This is a genomic window from Pseudorhodoferax sp. Leaf265, from assembly GCF_001422365.1.
In the GTDB taxonomy this organism is placed as follows: Bacteria; Pseudomonadota; Gammaproteobacteria; order Burkholderiales; family Burkholderiaceae_C; genus Pseudorhodoferax.
Window position 1 is genome coordinate 57,756 of sequence record NZ_LMMT01000016.1, and the last position, 21,241, is coordinate 78,996.

Here is a 21,241-nt window from a genome sequence, read left to right on the forward strand (position 1 = left end):
CCGGGCCTCAGTGCCCCACCGGCTTGCCCAGCGGCTCGTAGCGCGTGCCGTTGAAGCGCACCAGCTGCACCTGCTGGATCGGCCGGTAGTCGTCCGCGCCGGTCTTCACCTCGATGCCGGGGTACAGCATGGGCAGCGCCATCGACAGGCTGGCGGCCTGGCGCATGAGGTTCTCGCGCGTGAGCGCGTCGCCGGCCTGGCGGATGGCTTGCACCAGGGTCTGCGCCTGCGAGTAGCCCAGCACGTTGAGGAAGTCGCTGGGGTCGCCCTTGGGGTAGTACTGCTGCATGAAGGCACGGTACTCGGCCAGCTCGCGCGTGCCCTGCAGCGTCGCATCGTCGGGGTCGCGGATGAACGAGGCCGAGATCACGCCGGTGGCGTTGTCCAGCCCGGCCGGCTGCAGCACGGCCTGCACGAAGATCGACACGCTGGCCAGGTACTGCACCGGGCGCCAGCCGGTCTCCGCGGCCTTGCGGATCGCCTGCGCCGCGAACCGGGGCGTGGCGATGTTGAAGAACACGTCGGCACCGCTGGCCTTCAGCGCGATGAGCTGGCTGTCGATGGTGGCGTCCGTCACCTCGTAGCTGGCCTGGGCCACGAGCATGGTTGCCGCCTTGTCGCCCAGCGCGTCCACGAAGCCCTTCAGGTAGTCCTTGCCGAAGTCGTCGTTCTGCAGCAGCACGGCCACCTTGGCCTGCGGCCGCGTGGCCAGGATGTGCCGGGCGTAGATGCGCGCCTCGTCCTGGTAGCTCGGCTGCCAACCCATGGTCCAGGGGAAGGCCTTGGCATCGCCGAAGCGTGTGGCGCCCGTGCCCACGAACAGCTGCGGCACCTTCTTCGCATTCATGTAGCGCTGGATCGCCAGGTTCTGCGCCGTGCCCAGTGGCGCGAACAGCGCCAGCACCTCGTCCTGCTCGACCAGCCGGCGCGCCTGCTCCACCGTGCGGGCCGGGTTGTAGCCGTCGTCCACGCTGAGCAGCACGATCCTGCGGCCGTGGATGCCGCCTTCGGCATTGACCTTGGCGATGTAGGCGCTGGCGGCCTTGCCGATGGTGCCGTAGGCCGAGGCCGGGCCCGAGTAGGGACCGATGTGGCCGATGCGCACCTCGGTGTCGCTGGCGCCCGGGTCATAGCGCTTCTGCGCGAAGGCGGTGGCGCCCAAGGCCAGGGCGAGCAGGGCGGCGGCACAGGTGCGCAGGCCGCGTGCAAGGGGGAAACGGTTCTTCGGGGACATCATGGCAAGGGATGGGGCGTGCTGCGCTGGCCGCAGTCTAGGGCCTGTTAACGCTACGGACGGGGGCGCGCTGGCCCGAGTCCCGGATGGATGCGCGAAGCGAGGCGCAGCAGGTAGCCGTAGCTACCTGCAAGCCTTGCGACAAAGCAGACGCCGGGAATCGGGCCAGCTCTTCGGGAAGGATGCCTATCGGGCGCATTGCGGCGTTGCGGCTCGTTTGCGTAGCAAGCTACGCGGCACTCACCGCGCCTTGCACTGCATCCCGATAGGCATCCTTCGCGCCCCCGGCCGTAGCGTTCACAGGCCCTCGCCGCGCGCGGTGTCACCGCGGCTTCATGGAGCCTGCCTAGCATGCGGCATCCATGGCCTCCACCTGCTGATCTCTCTCTCGTGCAGCGCTTCTTCGCATCGGTCCTCGCTGCACTGTGCTGCCTGGCACTGCTCGCCGCCTGCTCGCCCAGCCGCCTGGTGCTGCACCGCGCCGCCGATGCGCTGGCTGCGCCGTCCGCCGTGCCCGAGGACGACCTGCAGCTGGTGCGCGAAGCCGCGGCCTTCCAGCTCAAGCTGTCCGAATCGCTGCTGCAGCACGTGCCCGAACACCAGGCCCTGGCCGAGGCGGTGGCCAGCGGCTTCACGCAGTACGCCTACGCCTTCGTGGCCTTCGATGCCGAGCGCCTGGAGGGCCAGGACGCCGCCGCCGCGCAGCGCCTGCGCCAGCGCGCCGCACGGCTGTACGGGCGGGCGCAGCGCCACGCGCTGGCCGCGCTGGAGCGGCGCCACAGCGGCTTCGTGCGCGACCTGTCGGCCGGGACCGCGCGGCTGGACGCCGACCAGGTCGGCCTGGCCTACTGGGCCGCGGCCGCCTGGGGCGCGCGCATCGCGCTGTCCACCGACCAGCCCGACGTGGTGGCCGACCTGCCGCTGGCCGCCAGGCTCGCGCAGCTGGCTTTCCATGCGGAGCCCGGCCACGGCGCGGGCGCGCTGGCCAGCCTGGTCGCCAACTTCGAGGCCGCGCGCCCGGGCGGCAGCCGGGCCGAGGCCGCGCGCCTGTTCGACGCGGCCGAGCGCCACGGCGCGGGCCGCAACGCCGGTGTGTTCGTGGCGCGCGCCGAGGCCCTGGCCCGGGACGACCGCGCGCAGTTCGAGCGCCTGCTGCGCCAGGCCCTGCAGGTCGCTGCCGCGCACCCCGATCTCGGCAACCAGGTCATGGGCGAACGCGCCCGGTGGTTGCTGGACACCATAGCCGACAGGTTCTGAACGCCCCATGACGACCACTTCCAAGCCCATCGCCCTGCGCCGCCGCCAGCTGGGCCTCGCCCTGGCGGGCCTGGCTGGCCTGGCCACGGCCGGCACCGGCCAGGCCCAGGCACAGCAGCAACTTCGGATCGGCTCCCTGGTCCCGCGCAACTCGCCCTACCACCAGCAGCTGCTGGTGCTGGGCGAAGCCTGGCGCGCCGCGCAGGGCGGGCAGGGCCGCTTCACGGTCTTCACCGACGGCAGCCAGGGGGGCGAGGCCGAGATGGCGCGGCGCATGCGCATCGGCCAGCTGCAGGGCGCGCTGATGTCGGTGGTGGGCCTGCGCGAGATCGAGCCCGGCATCGCCGCGCTGCAGAACCTGCCGCTCTTGTTCCGCGACTGGGATGAGGTCGACCACGTGCGCGAGAAGATGCGCGCGTCCATGGAGCAGCGCTTCGCGGACCGCGGCTTCATCGTGCTGGGCTGGGGCGACGCCGGCTGGGTGCGCTTCTTCTCCAAGGAGGCCGCGGTGCGGCCCGACGACTACAAGCGCATGAAGTTCTTCGCCTGGGGCTCGGAGCCCGAGCAGCAGGCCATCATGAAGAGCCTGGGCTACACGCCCGTGCCGCTGGAGACGGCCGACGTGCTGCCCTCGCTGCAGACCGGCATGATCAGCGTGGTGCCGTCCACGCCGTACTTCGCGCTGGCCAGCCAGGTCTACGACACGGCGCCGCACATGCTGGACATCAACTGGGCACCCATCGTCGGCGCGCTGGTCGTCACGAAGAAGGCCTGGGACGGCATGGCGCCCGCCGTGCAGCAGGCCCTGCGTGCGGCCGGCGAGCAGGCCGGCAAGCAGATGCGCATGCAGGCCCGCGCCGAGGTCGACGAGGCGGTGGCCGCCATGAAGAAGCGCGGCCTGGTCGTGCACACGCCCAACGCCGAGCAGATGCGCGAGTGGAACGCATTGGCCGAGGCGCTGTACCCGCGCATCCGCGGCAGCATGGTGCCGGCCGAGACCTTCGACGAGGTGTTCGCCCACCTCAAGGCGTTGCGCGCCAGCCGCGCCAAGTGAACGTGCTGCACAGGCTGGCGCGGCTCGACGCGCTGCCGGCCGCCGTCGCGCTGGCGCTGATGGTCGCCGTGCCGCTGGCCGAGATGGCGCTGCGCCCGCTCATGGGCCGCGGGGTGGACAACGCCGCCGTGCTGGTGCAGCACCTGGGCCTGGTGGTGGCCATGTTCGGCGCCATCGCCGCCGAGCGGCTCGGGCACCTGACCAGCCTGGGCGGCAGCCTGGACCGCCTGGGCAACGCGGCCACGCGGGCGCGTGTGCGCATGCTGGCGGCAGGTGGTTCGGCCACCCTGTGCGGCATGCTGGCGCATGCGGGCTGGCAGCTGGTCGCGGCCGAACGCGGCGCCGGCCAGGTGCTGGCCTACGGCATGCCGGTCTGGTGGGCGCAGGCCTGCCTGCCGCTGGGCTTCGTGCTGCTGGGGCTGCGGCTCGGTGCGCGCGTCGGCACGCTGCTGCCGCTGCGCGTGGCCGCCATGACCGCGCTGCCGCTGGCCGGCTGGTGGACAGCCGCGCTGGCCGAGCAGACGGCCCTGCCGCTGGCCCCGGCCCTCGCCGGGCTGCTGCTGTTGCTGCTGGCCGGCGCGCCCGTGTTCGCCGTGCTGGGTGGCCTGGCGCTCGTGCTGTTCTGGAGCGAGGGCCTGCCGCTGGCCTCCATCGCGCTGTCGCACTACCAGATCACGGTCAACCCTTCGCTGCCCGCGCTGCCGCTGTTCACGCTGGCGGGCCTGGCCTTCGCACGCACGCGCGCGGCCCAGCGGCTGGGCGAATTGTTCGTGACGCTGTTCGGCGGCGGCCCGCGCGGCACGGTGCTGGCGGCCGCGTTGCTGTGCTCGGCCTTCACGGCCTTCACGGGCGGCAGCGGCGTGACCATCCTCGCATTGGGCGGTCTGCTGCTGCCGCTGTTGCGCCAGTCGGGCTACCCGGAGCAGCGCGGCATCGGCATGGTGACCAGCGCGAGCGCATTGGGCGTGCTGCTGGCGCCCTCGGTGCCGCTCATCATGTACGCGGTGATCGCGCGCGTGCCCATCGAGACCATGTTCCTGGCCGGCCTGGTGCCCGCGCTCGTGATGGTGGCCTGCCTGCTGTTGCTGGGCGGCTACCTGCGCGCGGGCCCGGTGGCTGCCGTGCAAGCGGCCCGGCCGCGCGCCGACTTCGCCGCCGTGCGTGCGGCGCTCTGGGCGGCGAAATGGGAGGTCGCCGCGCCCTTTGTCGCCATTGGCGCGCTCGTGAGCGGCCTGGCCACGCCGACCGAGAGCGCCGCGCTGACGGCCGCCTACGCGCTCGCCACGCAAGGCCTGGTGCACCGCGAACTGGACTGGCGCGGGCTCGGCCGCTGCCTGGCCGAATGCGCGCAGGTCATCGGCGGCGTGATGCTGATCCTGGGCATGGCGCTGGCGCTGACCAACTTCCTCGTCGACGCGGGCATTCCCGAGCTCGCGGTGGACTGGGTGCAGGCCGCGATCCCGAACAAGTACGTGTTCCTGCTCGCGCTGTGCGCCTTCCTGTTCGTGGCCGCCGCGCTCATGGAGATCTTCGCGGCGCTGGCGGTGCTGGTGCCGCTCCTGCTGCCGCTGGCGCTGAGCTATGGCATCGACCCCGTGCACTTCGGCATCATCTTCCTGGCCGCGATGGAGGCCGGCTTCCTGTGCCCGCCGGCCGGCATGAACATCTACTTCGCTTCGGCCATGTTCGGCAAGAGCATCCCCTACGTGGCGCGCTCGGTGCTGCCGGCCATGCTGGCGATCTTCGCGGGCACGCTGCTGATCGCGCTGTGGCCGGGGCTGTCGACGGGCTTGCCGAAGCTGCTCCAGTAAGTCCGGCTGCGCCGCAGCCCGCCATGCAAAAGAGCCCGCGCAGCCAGGCTGCGCGGGCTCTTTGACTTCGCGGCGTGGTCAGCTGGCGAGCTGGATCGTCACGCTGGTCGCGCCATAGCGCACCGTGGACTTGGCAAAGCCGTCCACCGCCACGCTGGCGAAGCTGTTGTGCACGCCCTTGGCGCTGAGCACCACGATGGTGTCGCCGGCCTTGGGCGCATAGCCGTTGGCGAACGTGACCTGGAGCGCGCCCGCCAGTGCGGCGTGGTCGCCCACCACCAGCGTGCCCGCCGTGCTGCTGGACAGTGCCAGGCTCAAGGTGCCGGACTTCTGCGTGTAGGTGCCCGCCACATTGACCTGGGTGCCGTTGGTGGCCAGGGTGCCGCCATCGACGTAGACCGCGCCCGTGCCCAGCGCCGTTGCGGAGTCCGCCCGCAGGGTGCCGGCCGCCACGATGGTGCCGCCGCTGTAGGTGTTCGCGCCCGTCAGGGCCAGCGTGCCGGTTCCCTGCTTGGTCAGCTTGCCGGCCCCGCCGATGTCGTTGCGCCAGCGGTCGAAGGAGCAGAAGCCCGAGACGCAGAAGCCGGCGGTGCTGTCGTTCATGGTGACGGTCACGTCGGCTTCCAGCCGGCCGTAGCCGCTGGCCGCGTCGAACAGGTTCAGGCGGCCGAAACCTTCCTCGTCGTCCAGCACGGGGTAGCCCGAATCGATGGCCGTGGTCTTCAGCACGGCACGCCGCTGGTCGGCGCTGAGGTAGGGGAAGCGGGTTTCCAGCAGCGTCTCCATGCCCTTGGGCACGACGGCGGGCTGGCCGGCCTTGCTGCTGTCCTTGGCGAAGCCGAAGGTCAGGCGGCGCAGGTAGTCCGCCTTCGCGGCTGCGAAGTCGGAGAAGCGGTCGTCGCCGACGCTGGCCGCGTGCGCGGCATTCCAGAGTTCGACGCCGTTGGCCACGCCCAGCTTGCCGCGCAGTCCCTGTTGCGCCTGCTCGAACACGGCCAGCCGCTGCGCTTCGGTGTAGGCCAGGCCACGGTCGCCTGCACCTTTCAGGAACGGCATCCAGACCGACGAGCCCAGCATGCGTCCGCCCATCACGCCCAGGGCCGAGTGCATGCCCGCGCGGATGCGGTTCTCGCCGGCCTCCAGGCCACGCGCCACGGCTTCGTGGAAGCGCTGCGGTGCCACGTAGGCGATGGCCATCGAGTAGCGCACGAACTCGGCCGTATGGCCGCTGGGGAAGTCGGAGTCCTGCTGGGCGCTGGTCTGTGCGGCTGCGGCGGTGGCACCGGCAGCCCGGCGCACCAGCAGTTCGGGCAGCACGCGGACCTCGGGCAGGCTGCTGTCGGCGGCGGACCAGCGGTAGGGCCGCGCGAACTTGTAGAAGCCCTTGGGGCCGTTGTCGGACGCGATGTTGCCCACCGTGGCGTTGTCGACGAACTGCAGCACCGCGCCGAACGCGGGGTTGGTCGTGGCGTTCGTGTTGCCCCAGCCGGAGCTGGGGTTCCCGGCCAGGTCGTCCCAGGCCTGGCCCAGCGGGCCCAGCGCGCCGCCCTTGACGGTGCGCGTGACCTTGTTGCCGGTGTCGTCCAGCCGGATCTCTTCCTTCTGCGCGTCGGTGTAGGTGGTCTGCGTGGTCAGCTTGGACGAGTACGCCATGTTCTGCAGGAACAGCGCGCTGTTCTTGACCGTTCCCGTGGTGCCGGACGTGGGCGCCTGGCCGGGTGTGCCGTTGGTGTTGTCCGAGGTGAGCACGTGCCACACGCCGTTCCAGCTGGTCAGCGCGAAGGCATCGCAGGCTTCCCTTCCGGCGACGTTCGTGTCCGGCGTGGTCGCGCCGCTGGCGAAGGTGCCTGCGTAGTCCGAGGCCTTGAAGCTGTTCATCTTGCGTTCGGACGGTTCCCAGATGTCCAGGAAGCCGGACAGGATGCGCAGCGTGCTGTTGGTCGTGTGGTCGGCGTAGCAGGCGTTGTTGCCATTGGCCGTCGCATCGTGCCGGCCGGAGTTGTAGGCGGTGGCGTCTTCGCGGTACTTGGGCACGTCGGTGCGCGAGGCGGGCATGCTGGTCGCCGCGCGCGCGGTGACGTCGATGGTCTCGGTGCCCAGGCCGGCAGGGGCTGCGGGAATGGCGTAGGGTGCATCGTCACCGCCGCCGCAGGCAGACAAGGCCAGCAACGCGGCCAGGGCGACGGCGTGCAGAGCGAAGGCATTGCGTTGGGCGGGGAGACAGGCGGAAGTCGGCATGCGGGAGCTGGTGGCAACAAATGAACAACCGCGGAGTATTCGCAGCACACCATGAAACGGTGATGACAGCCGGGGCCGGCGCGCCTCCTAGAATTCCGGCTTCATGCCGAGGCCGCCGACGAGGTGGCTGGACCTGGGCGTCGACCGTTCAGGGCAGGCATCGCCGATGCGGACCGCGCGCTGCGCCGACGTCCACGCCATCGGTCGCAGACAAGCCAACAGACATGAACACAGACACTGAAGAAGCAGCCGCCATCGGCGTGGCGCTGGACCGGTCGGCCCTTGCCGCGCTGTTGAACGAGCCCGGTCGCCGGATGCGTTTCGAGCGCTGCGTCTTCGACCAGCAGGACCTCGGCGGACTGGACCTGTCGGGTGCCAGCTTCGTCGCATGCAGCTTCGAGGGCACCGGCTTCGAGAAGGCCGTGCTGGCGCGCACCCTTTGGTCCCACTGCCGCGCGCCGTTCGCCAGGTTCGACATGGCCGACCTCACCGAGGCGAGGTTCGAGGGCGGCGACTACAACAACGCGTCCTGGTCGCGCGCGCGGCTGTCGGCGGCGGCGTTCTCCGAAGCCAAGCTGACAGGGGCCAGCTTCCACCAGGCGCAGACGCTGGGCTTGAGCCTGCGCCATGCCATCCTGGTGAGTGCGGACCTGCGCGGCATCTCCTTCCGCAAGGCGCGGCTGGAAGGGCTGAACTTTGCCGAAGCCGACCTCGCCGGTTGCGACTTCAGCCAGGCGGTCCTCGTGGGCTGCAGCCTGCGGGACGCCAACCTCAAGGGCTGCAGCTTCCGCGATGCCGACCTGAGCGCCACCGAGCTGGGCGCGGTGCAGGTCGGCGACCTCGGCCAGCACTTCAAGGGGTGCATGCTGTCCACCGAGCAGGCGGCAGGCATCGTCGCCGCGCTCGGCATCACGGTGCTGTAGCGCGGTGCCGCATCCTCCCTTGCCCACCGCGCCGGACGGCGTGTCCGGCACCCGCTTCGGCGCGCAGGACCGCGCCAGCCTGTACGGCGTGCTGCAGGAGCGCCGCGACATGCGGCATTTCGTGCCCGGGCAGACGGTGCCGGACGCGGTGCTTGCGCGCGTGCTGCATGCCGCGCACTGCGCACCCTCGGTCGGCCTCATGCAGCCCTGGCGGCTGATCCGCGTGCGCGACGCTGCGCTGCGCGAAGGCATCGCGCAGCTGGTGGAACAGGAGCGGCTGGCCACGGCCGCGGCCATGCAGGAGCGCAGTGCCGAGTTCCTCGCGCTCAAGGTCGAGGGCGTGCGCGACTGCGCCGAACTGCTGGTGGCGGTGCTGGCGCCGGACGACGGCACGCTGTTCGGCCGGCGCACCATGCCGCGCGACATGGCGCTGTGCTCGGCCGCCTGTGCGGTCCAGAACCTGTGGCTCGCGGCGCGGGCCGAGAACCTGGGGCTGGGCTGGGTCTCGCTGTTCGAACCCGCGGCGCTGGGCCAGCTGCTGCAGCTGCCCGAGGGCGCGCAGGCCATCGCCGTGCTGTGCCTGGGGCCGGTGCCGGCCTTCTATCCGAAGCCCATGCTTGAGCTGCAGGACTGGCGCCACGGCCGGCCGCTCGAGGAGATGGTCGCCACCGACCGCTGGCCAGGCTAAGCGCCTGGCCCCGCCTGCGCGCGCAGCCAGGCCAGCACCGCGCCGGTCGCGGCATCCGGGCTGGGCTCCACCCGTGTGACCAGGTGGTAGGCGTGGCCGGCGATGGCCGGGCCGAAGGGCTGGACGAGCTGGCCCGAGGCGAGCTCCTGCGCCACCATCGCCAGGCTCAGCAGCGCGACGCCCTGGCCGGCCACGGCCGCCTGGATGGCATGCCCCTCGTCGGAGTAGCGCAGCTGGGCCTGCGTGGCGTTGCGCTGCAGGCCCGCGCGGGCGAACCAGCCCTCCCAGGTCGGGTTGGCCGGCGACGCGTTCTTCCAGTCGAAGTGGATCAGCCGCGCCGTGGCCAGGTCGGCGGTGCCGGCCACGCGCAGCAGCGGATTGGCCACCGGCGCGTAGCTGTCTTCGAACAGAACCTCGGCCACGAGGCCAGGGTAGGGGCCGCGCCCGTAGCGGACCGCGATGGCCACCTCGCGCCTGCGCATGTCCACGGGTTCGTCGGAGGCATGCAGCTGCAGGTCGATCTGCGGATGCCGCGCGTGGAAGTGCGCCAGCCGCGGGATCAGCCACTTGGCCGTGAAGGCATTGGTGGCCGAGATCGTCACCCGGGCCCGCTGGTCCGGCTGGCGCAGGCGCTGCAGCACGGCCTCGAAGGCGTCGAAGCCCTGCTGCAGCACGGGGTACAGCTGCGCACCGGCCTCGGTCAGGCGCACCTGCCGCACCGCGCGCGCGAACAGCGCCAGCCCCAGCGACTCCTCCAGCGCGCGGATCTGGTGGCTGATGGCCGTGGGGGTCACGGCCAGTTCTTCGGCGGCGCGCTTGAAGCTGGCGTGGCGTGCCGCGGCCTCGAAGGCACGCAGCGCAGAGAGCGGGGGCAGGCGGCGCACGGGTCAGTGGTATTGGTGAGATGGATTCATCTGTTGCCTGATTATTCATCGTTTGTCCAAGAGATTGAGTGGCGAGAAGATGCGTTCCTTCCCGCAGAAGGGTGAAAAGAGATCACCTGTTCTGCGCCCTTCACCGCAACCGAGGAACACCTCCATGCTGGAACGCATCACCACCGAGCCCGACCACTACGCGCCCTACCTGTTGTCCCAGGGCATCCGCTTCGGCGATCTCGTCTTCATTTCCGGCCAGGCCGGTGCCGGCGCGGACGGCCGCATCGTCGAAGGCGGCTTCCTGGCCCAGGGCCGGCAGGCCTTCGCCAACCTGGGCCGGGCGCTGGAAGCCGGTGGCTCGCGGCTGGACCGCGTCATCAAGGTCACGATCTTCGTGACCGACATGGCGCATTTCCAGGACGTGGTGGCGCTGCGCCGCGAGTTCTTCAGCGCGCCCTATCCGGCCGACACCATCGCCGAGGTGCGCGCGCTGTACGACCCCCAGGCCTGCATCGAGATCGAAGCGATCGCAGCCGTCGGTGCGGCCGCGGGGCGGTGAGCATGGAACACCAAGATCGCCAGCGGCTGTCGCAGCCGCTCGCACTGGGGCGGCTGGCGCTGGCCAACCGCCTGGCGGTGGCGCCCATGACGCGTGTGAGCGCATCGGCCCAGGGCCTTCCCACGCCGCGCATGGCGGACTACTACCGCAGCTTCGCCGCAGGCGGCTTCGGCCTCGTCATCACCGAAGGCCTGTACACCGACACGGACCACGCGCAGGGCTACCTGTTCCAGCCGGGCCTGGCCGATGCGGCGCAGCAGCAGGCCTGGCGCGGCATCGTGGCCGGCGTGCGGGCGCAGGGCGCGCGCATGGTGGCCCAGCTCATGCACGCCGGGGCGCTGTCGCAGGGCAACCCGCACCGCGCGGGCACGGTGGGGCCGTCGGCCGTGCAACCCGTGGGCCGGCAGATGCCGTTCTACCGGGGCAGCGGCGCCTACCCAGTGCCCAGGGCCATGGCGCAGCAGGAGATCGCGCAGGCCGTGCAGGGCTTCGCGCTGGCGGCCCGGCGCGCGCAGCAGGCGGGCTTCGACGGCGTGGAGATCCATGGCGCCAACGGCTACCTGCTCGACCAGTTCCTCTCGGAGGGCAGCAACCTGCGCGAGGACGGCTACGGCGGCCCCCTGGCAGGCCGCTTGCGCCTGATCGGCGAAGTCGTGCGCGCGGTCCGCGCGGCCGTCGGCCCGGACTGCGTGGTCGGCCTGCGCATCTCCCAGGCCAAGGTCAACGACTTCACCCACAAGTGGCGGGGCGGCGAGCCCGAGGCGCGCGCGCTGTTCGAGACGCTGGGCCGGCTGCCGCTCGACTACCTGCACACCACCGAGCACATGGCCTGGCAGCCGGCCTTCGCCGCCGGCCCCAGCCTCGCCGCCCTGGCCAAGCGCCATGCCGGCCTGCCGGTGCTGGCCAACGGTGGCCTGCACGACCCCGTGCGGGCGGCCGGCATGCTGGCGCGCGGCGAGGCCGATGTCGTCGCGCTGGGCCGCGGTGCGCTGGCGCATCCGGACTGGCCCCGGCGTGTCGCGCAGGGCTTGCCGCTGCAGGACTTCGACGCCGGCCTGCTGGCACCGATTGCCGATCTGGCGCATGCCGACCTGTACCGGGCGCAGCAGGGGGCGGCTGCGGATTCCTGAGCCGTGCGGGCGCGGACCGGGCTCAGAGTTCGCCGCCCGGCAGCGCACCCGCGCGCTGCGCCTGCACGGCCTGCGCGCGCACCTCGGCGCGCGTCGTGTCGCGGTGGTCGGCTGCCAGCTGGCCGATGTCGCCGACTTCGCCCGTGGGCACGGGGCCGGACGCAGCCAGTTCGCGCAGCACCTGCGCGCGGCTCAGCGGCTGGCCGCTGGCGGGCGCCGTCCAGACGCCGGCTTCGCCGCCGGCCGGCAGCTGGCCACGGGCCTGCGCCTGCAACACCTCGGCGCGCACCTGTTCGCGCGTGCGCGGCGCGTCGGATGCGAAGGCGGGCTGGGACAGGCCGAACACGGCGGTCAGGGAGAGCAGCAGGGCGGAGGTGCGAGGCATGGTGTTTCCTTTGTCGAATGGTCCGCGCGGTGTTGCGCGGTGCCTTGCATTCTGGAAATCCAAACCTCAGGAAGCCGCACCGTCCGATGACGTTTGCGTCATCTGCGCATCGCCAAGCCACAGGCCGATGCAGGTGCGCCCCCCGGCCGACTCGGCCAGCGTGCCGCCGCCGTGCATGCGCGCGATCGCGGCCACGATGGCCAGGCCCAGGCCATGGTGCTGGTCGGCCTGGCTGCGCGCGGGGTCGGCGCGGAAGAAGCGGTCGAACAGGCGCGGCAGGTGCTCGGGCGCGGTGGTGGCGCCCTGGTTCTCCACCGTGATCGCAGTGCGGCCGTCCTGGCGGGCGATGGCCAGCAGCACCGTGCTGCCCGGCGTGGCGTGCCGCGTGGCATTGCCGAGCAGGTTGGACAGTGCGCGTTGCAGCAGGCCGGCATCGACCGCGGCGGCCGCGTCGCCGGCGATGCGCACCGAGAGCGCGGCCTGCTGCAGCGCGGCCTCGTGGAATTCGGCCACCTCGGCTGCCAGCGTGGCGAGGCTGGCCACCTGCGTGCGCCGCGCGCTGCTGCCGCGCTGCGCGCGCGAGAGGAACAGCATGTCGGCCACGATGTGGGCGAGCCGGTCGAGTTCCTCGAGGTTGGAGCCCAGCACCTCCTGCAGTTCGGCCGCGCTGTGCGCGCGGCGCAGCGCCAGTTCGCTGCCGCTGATCAGCGTGGCCAGCGGGGTGTTGAGCTCGTGCGCGACGTCGGCGTTGAAGGCCTCCATTTGCGCGTAGGCGGTGGCCAGGCGGTCCAGCAGCGCGTTGAACTGCGCGATCAGGGGTTGCAGTTCGGCCGGCTGGGCGCGGCCGTCCAGTCGCTGGGCCAAGGTGTCGGCGTCGAGTCGGCCGGTCTGCGCTGCGAGTTGGCGCAGCGGCCCCAGGCCCAGGCGCACGAGCAGCCAGCCGCCCAGCGAAATCACCGCCGTGCCGCCCAGCGCCGCCAGCAGCAACAGCCAGGCCATGCGCTGCAGCAGGGCCGCGTCGGCGCGCGGGTCCAGTTGCAGCGTGGCCTGCACGGGCGCGGGCCAGCCATCGACGGTCACGGCGAAACGGTGCGCGGGGGCCGGCACGTCCGCAGGCAGGGGCCGCGCGAACACGGTGCGGCCGGCGCCGTCGGTGAGCGTCAGCGCCAGGTCGCCATGGCCGGCAAGCATGTCGTCCAGCAGGTGCGGCAGCTCCTCGGGGCGGTGGTCGGCGCGGCCCTCGGCCAGCAGTTCGCGTACGGCAGTTTCCTTCTGCGCCAGCGTTTCGTGGCGGCGCTGCGCCAGCGTCCAGTCCAATGCGAGGTACAGCGCGCCACAGACCAGGCCGAGCCCCGCCAGCGACTGCAGCGCGAGCCACAGCGACAGCCGCGCGCGCAGGCTCTTTGCGCTCATGCGCGCACTTCGAGCACGTAGCCCATGCCGCGCACCGTGTGCAGCAGCGGCCGTTCGAACGGCCGGTCCAGCTTGTCGCGCAGCCGGCGCACGGCGACCTCGACGATGTTGGTCTCGCTGTCGAAGTTCATGCCCCAGACCTGGGCCGCCAGTTCGGTGCGCGAGAGCACCGCGCCCTGGCGGCGCAGCAGCAGCGTGAGCAGGTTGAACTCCTTGTTGGTCAGGTCCACGCGCTGGCCGGCGCGCGTGACGCGGCGGCGGATCAGGTCGACCTCGAGGTCGGCCAGGCGCAGCACCGTGGCCTCGGCCGGCGTGCTGCTGGCGCGGCGCAGCAGCACCTGGATGCGCGCCACGAGTTCGGAGAACGCGAAGGGCTTGACCAGGTAGTCGTCGGCGCCGCTGCGCAGGCCGCGCACGCGGTCCTCGACCTCGCCGCGCGCGGTCAGCATGAGCACGGGGGTCTGGCGGCTCTGGCGCAGCGCGGCCAGCACGGCGAAGCCGTCCAGGCCGGGCAGCATGCCGTCGAGCACGACGAGGTCGTAGGCGTGCTGCAGCGCAGCCTCCAGGCCGGTCACGCCGTCGTGCGCCACATCCACTGCGAAGCCTTCCTCGCGCAGGCCCTTGTGCAGGTACTGCGCGAGCTTGGTTTCGTCTTCGATCACAAGCAGTTGCATGCGGCATTGTGGGCCGCGTGGAGACGCGATTCCGATGACAAATTTGTCATCCGCGTTGCCGCCAAGGTGGCACGTGGGGCCGCTACACTCGCGCCGCTGCTGCAATGCAGCAACCCTATGCCATGCGCCGTTTCCTCTCCGTCGTGCTGATGCTCGTGCTGATGCTGCAGGCCACCTGGTCCGCGGCGGCCGAGGTGTGCCAGCACGAGCCGGTGAAGGCCGAGGCGCACTTCGGCCACCACGTGCACCTGGATGCGGACGAGCCGGCGCACGGCGGCAGTGGGCCGCAGGTGCCGCACCTCGACTGCGTGGGCTGCCACGGTGGCATGTGCGCCGTGCTGCTCGGCTGGCCGGCTGCGGTGCCGGCCGCCGTGCCCGATGCCAGCCATGCCACACCGTACCGCCGCAGCATCACCGATGGACAGCCCGAGCCGCTGATCCGTCCGCCACACCGCCTCCTCGCCTGAGCCCTTTCGGCTTCGGTCGGCCCCGCTGCGGGCCGGTTCGCGGACACGCCGTCCGCTCCCACGAGGATTCGCATGCTTTGGAAGTTTTCGCCCCGGTGGGCACCGCGCCGGCTGGGTGCTGCCGTGCTGGTGCTGGCGGCTTTGCCCGTCCTGGCCCAATCTCCGGCCGCGCCGCCCGCCAACCTGGCCGAGGCCTTCGCCCAGGCCTGGGCACGCCAGCCCGAACAGGCGGCCGCGCAGGCGCGCCGTGACGCCAGCGGGGCCCAGCGTGCCGCGGCCGAGCGCTGGACGCCCGAGCCGCCGGCCCTGCAGGCTTCTCTGAAGTCCGACAGGCTGACCGGCAACGACGGCGCCTACGAGATCGAGGCCGGCGTGTCGGTGCCCCTGTGGCTGCCGCGCGAACGCGCTTTGACGCAGGCCCAGGCCGACGCCGAAGGCTTGGCGCTGGAGAGCCGGCTGCGCGCCATGCAGTGGCGCCTGGCCGGCCAGCTGCGCGAGGCCTGGTGGGGCTGGCAGCTGGCGTTGCTGGAGCAGCAGGCCGCGCTGGCGCGGCACGACAACGCGGCGCAGCTGGCCCGCGACGTGGCACGCCGCGTGGCGGCCGGCGATCTGTCGCGGGCCGACCAGAACCAGGCCGACGGCGCCGTGGCCACCGCCCAGGCCGAGCAGGCCGAGGCAGAAGCCGCACTGGTTCAGGCGCGCCAGGCCCTGGCCGCGCTGGGCGTGGCGGCGCCCGGCGCCGGCGGTGCCGAGCCACGGCCGGCCACCCTGGTCGACCCCACGCCCGCCGCCGACCACCCGGCGCTGGCCGAACTCGACGACCGCGCCCGGCTGGCGCGCCATGCGCAGGAGCTGGCCGCCGTGCAAAAGCGCGCCAACCCCGAGCTGACGCTGCTGGCCGGCCGCGAGCGCGGTGCGCGCGGCGAGCCCTACGCGCGCAGCCTGAGCTTCGGTGTGCGCGTGCCGCTGGGCTCGTCCTCTGGCCACCGGGTCAAGGTGGCCATGGCCAGCGCCGAGCGCATCGAGGCCGAGCAGGCGCATCTGCTCGAAGTGCAGCGCCTGGCCGCCGACAGCGCGGCCGCGCAGGCACGCCTGGCCGCCGCCAGTGCCGTGGCCGAGGCCAGTGCGCGGCGCGTGGCGCTGGCGCAGCAGACGCGCGGCTTCTACGACAAGTCGTTCCGGCTCGGCGAGAGCGATCTGCCGACACGCCTGCGTGTGGAGCAGGAAGCCCACGAGGCCGAGCGCCAGAGTGCGCGCGCCCGCGTGGCCGTAGACCAGGCTGTCTCCACACTGCGCCAGGCCTTGGGCCTGCTGCCGCAATAACACCTTCGCGAAAGCACCTTCATGCGATTCCTTCTGTTGACCCTGGCGCTGCTGTTGGGCAGCCCTGCGCACGCTGGCGATGGCCACGACCATGGTGGCGCCGAGCCGGCAACCGCCGGCCCGGCCCTGCCACGCTTCGCCGCCACCTCGGACCTGTTCGAACTGGTCGGCGTGCTCGACGGCCACCATCTGCGCGTCTGGCTGGACCACGCGCCCAGCAATGCCCCCGTGGAGAACGCCCAGCTGGCGCTGGAACTGAACGGCCAGGCCCTCACGCTGAAGCCCGTGGGCGCCGGCGAATTCGAGGCCGAGCTGGCCGCCGAGCCGGGCCCTGGCACGCACCCGGTGACGGCCACCGTCACGGCAGGCGCCGATGCCGACCTGCTGGCCGGCGAGCTGGACATCCATGCCGAGGCGGTTGCCCAAGCGCCGCACGCGGACGGTTGGCGCGTCTGGGCGCCGTGGGCCGGTGGCGGCCTGGTGGTCGTCCTCGCGCTGGCGGCCCTGTTCCAACGCCGCAGCACCAGGCTGGGAGCCGTCGCATGAAGACCCTCGCAAGCATGTTGCTGAGCGCGCTGCTGGCCGCTCCCGCACTGGCAGGTGAAGGTCATGACCATGGCGGCGCCCCGGCAGTCGCCAACGCCAACGGCCCGCAGCGCCTGCCCGACGGCAGCGTGTTCCTGCCCAAGCCCGCGCAGCGCCAGATCGGCGTGCGCACGCTGGTGGCCGAAGAGAAGCAGCTTCCCCGCGCCTTCACGCTGGCCGGCAAGGTGGTGATGGACCCGAACGCGGGTGGTCGCGTACAGCCCACGCAACCCGGGCGGCTGGAGCCCGGCCCGCGCGGCTTCCCCACGCCCGGCCAGGCCGTGCGCAAGGGCGAGGTGCTGGCCTATGTGGTGCCGGCCGCCGCGCCGCTGGAGCGCGCCGGCCAGGCAGCGCAGGTGGCCGAGCTGCGTGCAGCGCGTGCGCTGGCGGAGAAGCGCCTGGCACGCCTGCGCGAGCTGGCCGACACCGTGCCGCGCAAGGAGATCGAGACAGCCGAGAGCGAACTGGCCAGCCTGGGTGAGCGCGCCGGGCTGATGTCGACCGGCCTGTCGCTGCGCGAGGCGCTGGTGGCGCCCGTGGCCGGCGTGATCGCCTCGGCCCAGGCCGTGGCAGGCAGCGTGGTCGATGCCCGCGAATTGGTGTTCGAGATCGTCGACCCGACGCGCCTGCGCATCGAGGCCCTGGCCTACGACCCGGCCTTGGCGGCCGACATCGCCGGCGGTGCGCTGGCGGTCGGATCGGCGCGCGTGCCGCTGCGCTTCGTCGGCGCGGCGCGTGCATTGCGCGAGCAGGCGCTGCCGCTGCAGTTCACGGCCGAAGGCCCGGCCCTGCAGGCGTTGGCCGTGGGCCAGCCCGTGCAGGTGGTGGTGCAGACCAGGAGCCAGCTGGCTGGCGTGCCCGTGCCCGCCGCGGCCATCGCGCGCAACCCGTCGAACCAGAGCATCGTGTGGGTCAAGGTCGCGCCCGAGCGCTTCGAGCCGCGCGTGCTGACGACCGAGCCGCTGGACGGCGCGAACGTGGTCGCGACCTCGGGCCTGAAACCCGGCGACCGTCTGGTGCACCAAGGTGCCAGCCTCGTGAACCAGATCCGGTAGGCCAGCATGTTCAAGTGGCTACTCGACAGCAGCCTGGCCAACCGGCTGCTGGTGATCATCGCGGGCGTGGTGCTGGTCGGCTACGGAGCGTTCACACTGTCCACCATGCCGGTGGACGTGTTCCCGGACCTCAACAAGCCCACGGTCACCATCATGACGGAGGCCGGCGGCATGGCGGCCGAGGAGGTGGAGCAGCTCATCACCTTCCCGCTGGAAACCACCATGAACGGCCTGCCGGGCGTGGAGTCGGTGCGCTCCACGTCGAGCGCGGGACTGTCCTTCCTCTACGTGACCTTCGACTGGTCGACCGAGATCTTCCGCGCGCGGCAGATGGTGTCGGAGCGGCTGTCGGCGATGGAGGAGGGGCTGCCAACCGGCGCCGTCCCGCGCATGGGGCCGATCAGTTCCATCATGGGCGAGATCATGCAGATCGCGATTCCCATCGAGACCGAGAAATTGGGTGCGATGGCGGTGCGCGAATATGCCGACTGGGTGCTGCGGCCACGCCTGCTGGCGATCCCGGGCGTGGCCCAGGTGATTCCCATCGGCGGCGAGGTGCGGCAGTTCCAGGTGCAGCCCGACACGGCGCGCATGTCCGAGCTGGGCATCACGCACGAAGAGCTGGAGGCCGCGCTCAAGGGCTTCTCGGCCAACACCTCGGGCGGCTTCCTCGAACTCAACGGCCGTGAGTACCTGATCCGCCACCTGGGTCGCACCTCGCGGCTGGAGGATCTGCGGCAACTGGCGCTGACAGCGCGCAACGGCCAGCCCATCTTGCTGCGGCAGTTGGCGCAGGTCGACTTCGCGCCCGCCATCAAGCGCGGCGACGCGGGCTTCGCCGGCCAGCCCGCCGTGATCCTGGGCGTGCAGAAGCAGCCCACGGCCGACACCATCGCACTGACCCAAGCCATCGAAACGGCGCTGGCCGAGATGAAGACCGCGCTGCCGGCCGGCATGCAGGCGCCGCAGGTCAGCTTCCGCCAGGCCAGCTTCATCGAGGCGTCCATCACCACGCTGCAGGGCAAGCTGATCGGCGCCTCGGTGTTCGTGGCGGTGGTCCTGCTGCTGTTCCTGGGCAACCTGCGCACCACCGTCATTGCGCTGGTGGCGATTCCCGTGTCGATCTTCGCCACGGCGCTGGTGTTCCGCGGCTTCGGGCTGTCGATCAACACCATGACGCTGGGTGGCCTGGCGATCGCCATCGGCGGCCTGGTGGACGACGCGGTGGTCGGCATCGAGAACGTGATGCGGCGTTTGAAGGCGCAGCGTGCGGCGCACCCGGACACCTGGAACCCGCTGCAGGTGGTGGGCGCGGCCACGATGGAGGTGCGCTCGGCCATCCTGTACGCCACCGTCATCATCGTGCTGGTGTTCGTGCCGCTGTTCGCGCTGCCGGGCATGGAGGGCAAGCTGTTCGTGCCGCTGGGCATCGCCTTCATCGTCTCCACGCTGGCCAGCCTGGTGGTGTCGGTGACCGTCACGCCAGTGCTGAGCCTGTACCTGCTGCCGCGCATGAAGTCGCTGGGCCATGGCGACACCCGGCTTCTGGCCTGGCTCAAGGCGCGCTACCGCAACGGCCTGCAACCGGTGCTGGACCATCCGCGCCAGGCGATTGCGGCCGGTGCGCTGGCGGTGCTGGCCGCGGCCGCGGCCGTGCCCTTCTTCGCCACCACCTTCCTGCCGCCGTTCAACGAGGGCACGCTGTTGATCGGCCTGCGCCTGAACCCCGGCGTGACGCTGGCCGAAAGCTCGGCGCTGGCGGCCCAGGCCGAGCGCCTGGTGGCCCAGGTGCCCGAGGTCACGCACGTGGGCCGGCGCAGCGGCCGCGCCGAACTCGACGAACACGCCGAGGGCGTGCACGTGAGCGAGCTCGACGTGGGCCTGAAGCCGCCCGGCGAGATCACGCGCCCCATGGACGCAGTGCAGGCCGACATCCGCGCGCGGCTGCAGAACCTGCCGGCGGCGATTGCCATCGGCCAGCCGATCTCGCACCGCATCGACCACATGCTGTCGGGCGTGCGTTCGCAGATCGCCATCAAGATCTTCGGCGAGGACCTGGACCAGCTGCGCGGCCAGGCCGAGGCGCTGCGCGCAAAGCTGGCCACGGTGCCGGGCCTGGCGGACCTGGAGGTCGAGAAGCAGGTGCTGGCACCGCAGATCAAGGTGGCCATCGACTACGCCGCCGCGGCGCGCTACGGCGTGCCCGCGCCGCAGGTGCTGGCCGTGCTGCAGAGCCTGGTCGAGGGTGAGCGCGTGACGCAGATCGTCGAGGGCAACCGGCGTTTCGCGCTGGTGGTGCGGCTGCCGGAGGAGGCGCGCTCGGCCCTAGGGCTGGCGCAGATCCTCGTGGAGACGCCCACCGGCCGCGTGCCGCTGTCACGCCTCGCGCGCATCGAGGACGGCGACGGCCCCAACCAGATCAGCCGCGACGACGGCAAGCGCCGCATCGTGCTCTCGGCCAACGCGCAGGGCAGGGCGCTGTCCGACGTGGTGGCCGACATCCGCGCCGCGGTGGCCGCGCACCCCTTGCCCGAAGGCAGCTTCGTCACGCTGGGCGGGCAGTTCCAGGCGCAGGAGGAGGCATCAAAGCTGGTGGGCCTCTTGTCCATCGTCTCGCTGATCCTGATGTTCGTGGTGCTGTTCAGCCGCTACCAGAGCACGCGGCTGGCGCTCCTGATCATGGCCAACATCCCGCTGGCGCTGGTCGGCGCGGTGCTGGGGCTGTGGATCTCGGGCCAGCCGCTGTCGGTGGCGGCGCTGGTGGGCTTCATCACGCTGGCCGGCATCTCGGTGCGCAACGGCATCCTGAAGGTCAGCCACTACATCAACCTGATGCGCTTCGAGGGCGAGGGCTTCGACCACAAGATGATCCTGCGCGGCTCCATCGAGCGGCTGAGCCCGGTGCTGATGACGGCGCTGGTCACGGCCTTCGCGCTGGCGCCGCTGCTGTTCGAGGCCGAGCGGCCCGGCACCGAGATCCTGCATCCGGTGGCCGTGGTGATCTTCTCGGGCCTGGTCAGCTCCACGCTGCTGGACACCTTCCTCACACCGGCCATGTTCTGGCTGTTCGGCCGCAAGGACGCCGAGCGGCTCGCGGCCGAGGGCGCGACCGAGGCGCTGTGACCGTTTCTCCCACCATTGCTTGACAAAGGAACCGACATGAAATCCCTTCCCCTGTTCGCCGCACTGGCCCTGGCCAGCTCCGTTGCCACGGCCCAGGCCCACAAGGACAGCCACGACCACCAGCCACTGCACGGCGGCGTGGTGGTGGAGGCCAGCGACATGGACTTCGAACTCGTCGCCAAGGCCGACAGCATCGCGCTGTACGTGCGCGACCACGGCAAGGCCGCCAGGCTGGAGGGCGCCACCGGCAAGCTCACGCTGCTGGCCGGCAGCGCCAGGACCGAGGCCGTTCTCGCGCCGGCCGGCGACCGGCTGGAGGCCAGGGGCAGCTTTCCGACGGCGGCCGGCACCAAGGTGGTGGCGACCGTGCAGCTGGCGGGCAAGAAGCCGGCGAACGTGCGCTTCGCGTTGAAGTAGGGCGACACGGGGGTGTCGTACCAGGCGCTT

General features: G+C 71.8%; 19 protein-coding genes. 13 read left to right on the plus strand and 6 right to left on the minus strand.

The features are described from left to right. Positions 1-7: 7 nt before the first annotated feature. Positions 8-1,237 carry an ABC transporter substrate-binding protein gene (locus ASF45_RS16445; protein WP_162244015.1) on the minus strand — a complete coding sequence of 410 codons (1,230 nt, stop codon included), beginning with the start codon at positions 1,235-1,237 and terminating at the stop codon, positions 8-10. A 387-nt stretch (positions 1,238-1,624) separates the two neighbouring features. On the opposite strand from ASF45_RS16445, the gene ASF45_RS16450 reads away from it, so the two are divergent. The 3 genes from ASF45_RS16450 to ASF45_RS16460 are packed head-to-tail and all read left to right on the plus strand — an operon-like array spanning position 1,625 to position 5,356. Further along, complete coding sequence (locus ASF45_RS16450; protein WP_056664665.1) at positions 1,625-2,491, plus strand: TRAP transporter TatT component family protein; 867 nt, start codon at positions 1,625-1,627, stop codon at positions 2,489-2,491. A 7-nt stretch (positions 2,492-2,498) separates the two neighbouring features. Next, positions 2,499-3,545 (plus strand): TRAP transporter substrate-binding protein DctP, encoded by a 1,047-nt coding sequence (dctP, locus tag ASF45_RS16455; protein WP_056664668.1) that lies wholly within the window; start codon positions 2,499-2,501, stop codon positions 3,543-3,545. Further along, positions 3,542-5,356 (plus strand): TRAP transporter large permease subunit, encoded by a 1,815-nt coding sequence (locus tag ASF45_RS16460; protein WP_056664671.1) that lies wholly within the window; start codon positions 3,542-3,544, stop codon positions 5,354-5,356. Before dctP ends, ASF45_RS16460 begins: the two co-directional genes overlap by 4 nt. 78 nt (positions 5,357-5,434) lie before the next feature. Here ASF45_RS16460 and ASF45_RS16465 read toward each other — a convergent pair whose 3' ends face one another. After that, entirely contained in the window at positions 5,435-7,594 is a 2,160-nt protein-coding gene (locus tag ASF45_RS16465; protein WP_056664675.1) for an autotransporter-associated beta strand repeat-containing protein, read from the minus strand. A gap of 224 nt (positions 7,595-7,818) precedes the next feature. Here ASF45_RS16465 and ASF45_RS16470 point away from each other — a divergent pair, with 224 nt between their 5' ends. Both ASF45_RS16470 and bluB read left to right on the plus strand, forming a co-directional pair. Beyond that, complete coding sequence (locus ASF45_RS16470; RefSeq protein WP_063887702.1) at positions 7,819-8,517, plus strand: pentapeptide repeat-containing protein; 699 nt, start codon at positions 7,819-7,821, stop codon at positions 8,515-8,517. A 19-nt stretch (positions 8,518-8,536) separates the two neighbouring features. After that, positions 8,537-9,205: a 5,6-dimethylbenzimidazole synthase gene (gene bluB, locus ASF45_RS16475; protein WP_235580939.1), complete on the plus strand. Its 669-nt coding sequence runs from the start codon at positions 8,537-8,539 to the stop codon at positions 9,203-9,205. On the opposite strand, the gene gcvA is transcribed toward bluB, so the two are convergent. Further along, complete coding sequence (gene gcvA, locus ASF45_RS16480) at positions 9,202-10,089, minus strand: transcriptional regulator GcvA (protein ID WP_056664678.1); 888 nt, start codon at positions 10,087-10,089, stop codon at positions 9,202-9,204. The two genes, bluB and gcvA, sit on opposite strands and share 4 nt — an antisense overlap. 154 nt (positions 10,090-10,243) lie before the next feature. On the opposite strand from gcvA, the gene ASF45_RS16485 reads away from it, so the two are divergent. Next, on the plus strand, positions 10,244-10,639 hold the full coding sequence (locus ASF45_RS16485) for a RidA family protein (RefSeq protein WP_056664681.1): 396 nt from the start codon (positions 10,244-10,246) through the stop codon (positions 10,637-10,639). A 2-nt stretch (positions 10,640-10,641) separates the two neighbouring features. Beyond that, a complete protein-coding gene (locus ASF45_RS16490; RefSeq protein WP_056664684.1) occupies positions 10,642-11,769 on the plus strand; it encodes an NADH:flavin oxidoreductase in 1,128 nt (375 codons plus the stop codon). 22 nt (positions 11,770-11,791) lie between these two features. Here ASF45_RS16490 and ASF45_RS16495 read toward each other — a convergent pair whose 3' ends face one another. The 3 genes from ASF45_RS16495 to ASF45_RS16505 all read right to left on the minus strand — a co-directional run bounded on the left by ASF45_RS16495 (position 11,792) and on the right by ASF45_RS16505 (position 14,241). Continuing rightward, positions 11,792-12,154 (minus strand): DUF4148 domain-containing protein, encoded by a 363-nt coding sequence (locus ASF45_RS16495; RefSeq protein ID WP_056664687.1) that lies wholly within the window; start codon positions 12,152-12,154, stop codon positions 11,792-11,794. A gap of 66 nt (positions 12,155-12,220) precedes the next feature. Further along, a complete protein-coding gene (locus tag ASF45_RS16500; RefSeq protein WP_056664690.1) occupies positions 12,221-13,567 on the minus strand; it encodes a heavy metal sensor histidine kinase in 1,347 nt (448 codons plus the stop codon). Then, positions 13,564-14,241 carry a heavy metal response regulator transcription factor gene (locus ASF45_RS16505; protein ID WP_056664693.1) on the minus strand — a complete coding sequence of 226 codons (678 nt, stop codon included), beginning with the start codon at positions 14,239-14,241 and terminating at the stop codon, positions 13,564-13,566. The genes ASF45_RS16500 and ASF45_RS16505 overlap by 4 nt, the downstream gene beginning before the upstream one ends. 104 nt (positions 14,242-14,345) lie before the next feature. Here ASF45_RS16505 and ASF45_RS16510 point away from each other — a divergent pair, with 104 nt between their 5' ends. From ASF45_RS16510 to ASF45_RS16535, 6 genes are all read left to right on the plus strand, one after another. Then, entirely contained in the window at positions 14,346-14,708 is a 363-nt protein-coding gene (locus ASF45_RS16510; protein WP_056664696.1) for a hypothetical protein, read from the plus strand. A gap of 72 nt (positions 14,709-14,780) precedes the next feature. Beyond that, the gene (locus ASF45_RS16515; RefSeq protein ID WP_056664699.1) at positions 14,781-16,031 is read left to right on the plus strand and encodes a TolC family protein; all 1,251 of its coding nucleotides are present in this window, start codon (positions 14,781-14,783) and stop codon (positions 16,029-16,031) included. A 21-nt stretch (positions 16,032-16,052) separates the two neighbouring features. Continuing rightward, positions 16,053-16,577: a hypothetical protein gene (locus ASF45_RS16520; protein WP_056664702.1), complete on the plus strand. Its 525-nt coding sequence runs from the start codon at positions 16,053-16,055 to the stop codon at positions 16,575-16,577. Then, positions 16,574-17,671, plus strand: coding sequence for an efflux RND transporter periplasmic adaptor subunit (locus ASF45_RS16525; protein WP_056664705.1), 1,098 nt, complete (start codon positions 16,574-16,576; stop codon positions 17,669-17,671). The genes ASF45_RS16520 and ASF45_RS16525 overlap by 4 nt, the downstream gene beginning before the upstream one ends. Positions 17,672-17,677: 6 nt before the next feature. Next, entirely contained in the window at positions 17,678-20,794 is a 3,117-nt protein-coding gene (locus ASF45_RS16530; RefSeq protein ID WP_056664708.1) for an efflux RND transporter permease subunit, read from the plus strand. A gap of 36 nt (positions 20,795-20,830) precedes the next feature. After that, a complete protein-coding gene (locus ASF45_RS16535; protein ID WP_056664711.1) occupies positions 20,831-21,211 on the plus strand; it encodes a hypothetical protein in 381 nt (126 codons plus the stop codon). Positions 21,212-21,241 lie beyond the last annotated feature (30 nt).

What these genes read in the sequence shown, in the direction of transcription:
- ASF45_RS16445 (WP_162244015.1), bottom strand. Translation starts at nt 1,237, where the DNA reads ATGATGTCCCCGAAGAACCGTTTCCCCCTTGCACGCGGCCTGCGCACC.
- dctP (WP_056664668.1), top strand. Translation starts at nt 2,499, where the DNA reads ATGACGACCACTTCCAAGCCCATCGCCCTGCGCCGCCGCCAGCTGGGC.
- ASF45_RS16465 (WP_056664675.1), bottom strand. Translation starts at nt 7,594, where the DNA reads ATGCCGACTTCCGCCTGTCTCCCCGCCCAACGCAATGCCTTCGCTCTG.
- ASF45_RS16470 (WP_063887702.1), top strand. Translation starts at nt 7,819, where the DNA reads ATGAACACAGACACTGAAGAAGCAGCCGCCATCGGCGTGGCGCTGGAC.
- ASF45_RS16485 (WP_056664681.1), top strand. Translation starts at nt 10,244, where the DNA reads ATGCTGGAACGCATCACCACCGAGCCCGACCACTACGCGCCCTACCTG.
- ASF45_RS16490 (WP_056664684.1), top strand. Translation starts at nt 10,642, where the DNA reads ATGGAACACCAAGATCGCCAGCGGCTGTCGCAGCCGCTCGCACTGGGG.
- ASF45_RS16495 (WP_056664687.1), bottom strand. Translation starts at nt 12,154, where the DNA reads ATGCCTCGCACCTCCGCCCTGCTGCTCTCCCTGACCGCCGTGTTCGGC.
- ASF45_RS16500 (WP_056664690.1), bottom strand. Translation starts at nt 13,567, where the DNA reads ATGAGCGCAAAGAGCCTGCGCGCGCGGCTGTCGCTGTGGCTCGCGCTG.
- ASF45_RS16505 (WP_056664693.1), bottom strand. Translation starts at nt 14,241, where the DNA reads ATGCAACTGCTTGTGATCGAAGACGAAACCAAGCTCGCGCAGTACCTG.
- ASF45_RS16510 (WP_056664696.1), top strand. Translation starts at nt 14,346, where the DNA reads ATGCAGCAACCCTATGCCATGCGCCGTTTCCTCTCCGTCGTGCTGATG.
- ASF45_RS16515 (WP_056664699.1), top strand. Translation starts at nt 14,781, where the DNA reads ATGCTTTGGAAGTTTTCGCCCCGGTGGGCACCGCGCCGGCTGGGTGCT.
- ASF45_RS16520 (WP_056664702.1), top strand. Translation starts at nt 16,053, where the DNA reads ATGCGATTCCTTCTGTTGACCCTGGCGCTGCTGTTGGGCAGCCCTGCG.
- ASF45_RS16525 (WP_056664705.1), top strand. Translation starts at nt 16,574, where the DNA reads ATGAAGACCCTCGCAAGCATGTTGCTGAGCGCGCTGCTGGCCGCTCCC.
- ASF45_RS16530 (WP_056664708.1), top strand. Translation starts at nt 17,678, where the DNA reads ATGTTCAAGTGGCTACTCGACAGCAGCCTGGCCAACCGGCTGCTGGTG.
- ASF45_RS16535 (WP_056664711.1), top strand. Translation starts at nt 20,831, where the DNA reads ATGAAATCCCTTCCCCTGTTCGCCGCACTGGCCCTGGCCAGCTCCGTT.